Below are 4,949 nucleotides of genomic sequence, written 5' to 3' on the forward strand. Positions count from 1 at the left end.
CGAGCAGCGACCGCACAGCTCGCATGGCTATAAGCCGCCGGCCACCATCCGGCGAAACTGGTCCCAACCCGATATCATCCCCGCTGAACTCACTGCCTGATTGGACACAAAGTTCGTACGCAGGTCATCACCGTTGCTTGCCGTCACACTTGGGCAGCAAAACACTCGCGAGTGACGAAGATGTTCGCATACCTCTTGCGAGGATAGCTTTCCTAAGAACCTGATGGCAGACGTGGATTGGCCGGCGAGAGTTCGTAGTTCTGCTTCCTCGGGGCCGGTACCGCCGATGAGTAGCTCTGCATCTGGCAGGTGCGGGGCCACGCGCTGGAACGCTTCCAGCAGGTACTTGGCACCTTTTTTCTCAACCAGTCGCGCAACGAATAGGGCGCGTCGTGGTCGGTCGGTTGTGCGGGCGACAAGAGGGCGGAATGCATCTGTATTGACGCCAATATGTCGAACGACTATTCGTTCAGGCGGGATGCCAAATGCGAGTGCGCAATCGCGAATCGATTCGGAAACGGCTATGAACGACACCCCTGGTTGATGCGCCAGTCGCAGTAGCTTCGTGGGATAGCTTCGTCGTCGAGGGCCGCCGTGACCAGCCTCCCACCATTGTCGATGTACGTTGATGTCAAAACCATGCAGCGTTATCACTATTGGAATTTGCAGGTGGCGAAGTAATGGCCAATAGTCGACGGCGGCAGTTCCGAAGTGCACGTGGACGATGGATGCATCAAGGCGCCGTAAAGCACGCAAGCTGATTGGATCAGTGAAACCCAGACGCGAACTGATGGCATAGGCAAGACGGCGAACGATGTTCGCCGTCGATGGGCAGAAGACCTGGTGTGGTAGTTGATCAATTGGCAGCCCATCGGGGGCGATGCGCTCTCCTACAAGGATGGGCTGCCACTGCTGCATTGCCAACACTTGTTCGCGAATGAACGTCTCCGACCAGGGGAGTAGCGTGGGAGCCATCACGATCACGCGTTTTCTTTGGATCGTTTGGAATGGCATCGTCATAGCGAGAAGGTGATGTTCGCTGTTGGGCTTGGCAAGCTAGCCGGGCAGCTAGTGATTGGAATTGAGTGCTTGAAGGCGGGTGATGCTGTCGTTCAAGCTTCCGCCAATATTCTGAGTTTCCAGTTCACCAATACCGATATTGGCTTCGGCATTTCGACCTAGAGCAAATAGCATTCGTACACGTGTGACCCTGTAGGCGGACTCATGAGGGGCCGCGGCTATAGCCTCGTTGATCATGCGTAGGCCAAGCTCGTGTTCACCAAGTGCATTCCATGCATAGTTACTGTACATGGCGAGTAGCCGTGCACTGGGATAGTCGTGCGTGAGGGCCGCCAGATAGGCTGCGGTGAGGTGTGGTAGTGATAGGTCGCATTTACCTTCTTGCTGGCATTGCGTAAGAGCATCAAGCGAGCTTTCGTCCTGCACTCCAGGGCGGTGAGCCTTGAGTTTTCCGATCATGCTCTGCCACCACGCGTCCTTGAGGGGAAGATGCATGCGCGAGTTCATAAAGATCAGCGCCTGCTCGGCGAGGATGGATGACTTGGGTAGTGCGGCTGATCGCTCCAGCGGTGCATAGGCAAGCCGGGTGAACGGCGAGCTGGGGTCGTAGTTCGAGAGAATGACGTAGGTGCGGCCGAGTTCGTATTGCGCGCGAGGCGAAGTAGGGCCTCGGGCGGCTAGTTCTTCCGCAAGGCTGAGAGGGCTGCTCCAAGCCAGCGCGGTCATCAGCGTTTGTCCGGCCCATAGCACCAGCAGTCCGGCGACAAGCACCTTTCCTGGGAGCACCAGTGGCGCAAGGCTCTTGGGGATGGTGGCTAGTGCGGGGATCAAGGCCAGCAGGAGGCCAAAACTTGCGAAATAGTTGCGGTGCTCGTAGACCAGTTCGAGGGGGAGGATGGTGGCCGTCAGTAGATGGGCTCCCAGGAACCACAAGAGTCCCAGGCTCACCAGCGGCATACGTCGGCGAAGCAGGCAAGCCACCAGGATCAATGCACAGAGCGCGACGATGCACGCGAGCGTCGATGCGGGAGAAAACACGCTTTGCGAAACCAGGAAGTCGTCGTGATAGAAGCTGAGCGCGTGCGGAGTGGGCACCAACGTCCATGCGATGTAGTCGCAGACGATGCGTGCTTCGCTTAATAGTCTGGTCTGGAGAGTGAAGTCCCGCGTCGACCAGGCACCCGGCTGAAGCAGGCCTGGTAGAAGCCAGGCGAGTCCAGCAATTAGCGGAAGGACGAGAGTGATGAGGTAGAAGGCGATTATTCGGCCGTCCAGACGCCCATCGCTACGACGGAAACCAAACAGAACCCACTCGGCAGTCGCTGCATAGAGCGGTAGCATGATGGCCGTTTCCTTGGCCAAAAGCCCCGTGCCAGTGCACAGCAGTAGGCTGAGGGCGCTCAGAATCGCTGCCCGATTGCCGGTATCGGATGCTTGTAGCATCCGCTCTCGCCCGGTTAGATAACCAAGCAATCCCAATAGCACGAACACATTGGCCAAGCTCTCCATGCGTTGGACGACATAGAGCACGGCGGTGAGGTTTATCGGCAGAAGCATCCACCCAGCGCCGATCAGCGCAGCCAATACGTTGTCGGCGCTGAATGTGTTCTCCTTGGGCTCCCCGCGCCGCTCGCGCACGACGCGCAAGGTCAAGCGGGCAAGCAGAAATACAAGGATGCCATTGAACAGATGGATGACCAGGTTGGTCATCTTCATGCTGAACGGATCGAGGCCGCTGATCAGGTAGTTGATGGCAAAGGTCAGCGAGGCCAGTGGGCGCTTGAATTCACTGGACGGCGATGAGAGGGCGGCGCGCACCAGTGAAGGAATGCTTGCATCCGCCGGCTGCACGCCGCGGTTATCGACGATATTGGGGTAGTCGTCGAACAGATATCCGCCGCGAAGGCCGGGGGCATAGATCACAATTACGGCCAAAAGCGAGGCCAGCAAAAGCCACCAGCCCAACCGCCCGGATTGAAGTGCCGTTTTCATGAATGAGTTTGAGCCTGTCGTTCAGCGTCTTCGCGCAGTGTAGCCTGCAGGCGCGCTAGCTCCCGGTCCCAGTAGTGCTGGCGGTCTAGCACCCATTGATGCAGGGCGGGCATGCCCGAGTTTGGGCGGTATTCGCTATTGCGCTTGTTCTCGTAATAAGCCAAGTGGGCCAACGCTTGCCTCGGATAGCCGTCGTTACCGAGCAACGCGGCCTGTTGGAAGGCGGTTGTCGCACGAACTTGCTGGTCCAGTGCGCGATTGAAGTATGCAAGCGCCTCGTCCGGGACGTGGTCTGCCAGCGCAATCTGGCCTTTCATGGAGTAGAGATCCTGAAGTCTGCCGGGCGCATCTTGAGCTCTTGGATTTGAGAGTGCTGCCTCTACCAGGGCGTCCACGCCGGCAAGATTCAGTTGCGGGCAGCGGGGGTGTTGGGATTGGACGATAGCCCGTCCAAACCAGTTGCTAAGCAGGGTGCCGGAGTCGCGTGCGTGGGCGAGCGCTTGTTTTGCGGCCTCTAGATGTTCCGCGGGAACGTCGCCCATCTGGCATTCGGCAGCCACCAAGTTGATCGCCAACTGGACGTCTTGAGGTGTTTTGGTCAACGCGCTGGTCAGACGTATTGCGGCCAAGTCCGGGCGTCCCGCTTGCATCTCAACTTGTGCCGCACTGGCCTGCGCGCGCGGGGATGTTGGGTTCATGGCCGCCCACAGTAATGCCTGTTCGCGGCCGTTGCCCCAAAGATCTGCCGCAGCGTGTGTCATGCAGGCCAGGCCTATGACCAGAGCGCCGGCGAGGATTCCCTTAGCTAGGCGTATATCGGTCGATGGCTTGTTAATCGGGCGAGATTCGGCTGATGGATGTTGCACACTGCATAGCCAGAGTGCCAGCGGCCAAAACATCAGCATCGCGGGCAAATAGTTGCGGTGCTCGAAATACAGTTCAAGCGCGATCGTGCTCGACTCCAGCAACTGGCCCACCAGATAAAACAAGATTGCCACGGCAAGTGCAGGATGCCTGCAGCGCATCAGCCAACCGGCGACGCCGAGCCCCAGTAGCGCAAGTAACGATGGCAGCGTGCTCCAGGGCGCTATCAGTGAAGTCGAGGCCTGGATGTGATCATTGAACAACCCGCGGGAATAGGGGCGAGGTACCCATAGCTGAGCCAGATAGTCGATCAGGACCCTAGGCTCGGTGAGCAGTCGCTGCCCCAGCGTCCACGGACGCACCGCAGAGATGCCGTGCGCCATGCCTCGCCACCCTTCATAACCGAGATAGGCGATGAGGCCCAGCGATGGCAATACGGACACCAGGATCATGAGGCGGCGATATGCGCGCGGCGGTTCACCTTCTTGTCGTTGAGTGGGACGAAGCAGCGCGTATTCAATGGTCAGCGCAAGCGCTGGAAGCAGAATGCCATTGGCTTTGCTAAGGGTGCCTAAGATCGTGCAGCCACCCAGGCCCAGTGCGACCCAAGCCAGGCCCGACCAGATGGCTTGCTGGCGGCACAGGTGCCGGCCGTGCAGCCATGCCAACAAACCGAGCAGGACGAAAAAGGTAGATAGCATGGCCTCGCGCTGCACGATGTACAGTGTCGTCGATGCCAGTAGCGGATGCAGCGCCCACAGGGCGGCGGCGAGCACGCCGGCAACGAGTGGCCGGCGATCCTTCACGTTCGCTTGTCGCACGTAGCACTGGCCTAGCCTCGCCAACAGGCAGGCAAGCAGCAGCGCGTTGCTGATGTGAAGCTGTCTCTTATACACATCTCCGAGCCCACGAGACCCGTGACCGAATCTCGGTTTGCGTCTTCGGGGTGGAAAGGGGGGGGGGGGGGGGGGGGGGGGGGGGGGGGGGGGGGGGGGGGGGGGGGGGGGGGGGGGGGGGGGGGGGGGGGGGGGGGGGGGGGGGGGGGGGGGGGGGGGGGGGGGGGGGGGGGGGGG

Annotated in this window: 3 protein-coding genes; all 3 read right to left on the minus strand. The window is 59.9% G+C overall.

The window, feature by feature from the left end:
- Positions 1–27: 27 nt before the first annotated feature.
- From JHD67_RS20955 to JHD67_RS20965, 3 genes are read right to left on the minus strand one after another with little or no spacing between them, the layout of a single operon-like run.
- Positions 28–1,020, minus strand: a complete 993-nt coding sequence (locus tag JHD67_RS20955) for a glycosyltransferase (protein WP_199101084.1) — start codon at positions 1,018–1,020, stop codon at positions 28–30.
- A 48-nt stretch (positions 1,021–1,068) separates the two neighbouring features.
- Positions 1,069–3,012, minus strand: coding sequence for a hypothetical protein (locus tag JHD67_RS20960; protein WP_199101085.1), 1,944 nt, complete (start codon positions 3,010–3,012; stop codon positions 1,069–1,071).
- On the minus strand, positions 3,009–4,772 hold the full coding sequence (locus tag JHD67_RS20965) for a tetratricopeptide repeat protein (RefSeq protein WP_255557434.1): 1,764 nt from the start codon (positions 4,770–4,772) through the stop codon (positions 3,009–3,011). The genes JHD67_RS20960 and JHD67_RS20965 overlap by 4 nt, the downstream gene beginning before the upstream one ends.
- Positions 4,773–4,949: the final 177 nt, after the last annotated feature.

Origin of the sequence: Dyella sp. ASV21 (genome assembly GCF_016428975.1) — a bacterium.
Classification (GTDB): domain Bacteria; phylum Pseudomonadota; class Gammaproteobacteria; order Xanthomonadales; family Rhodanobacteraceae; genus Dyella.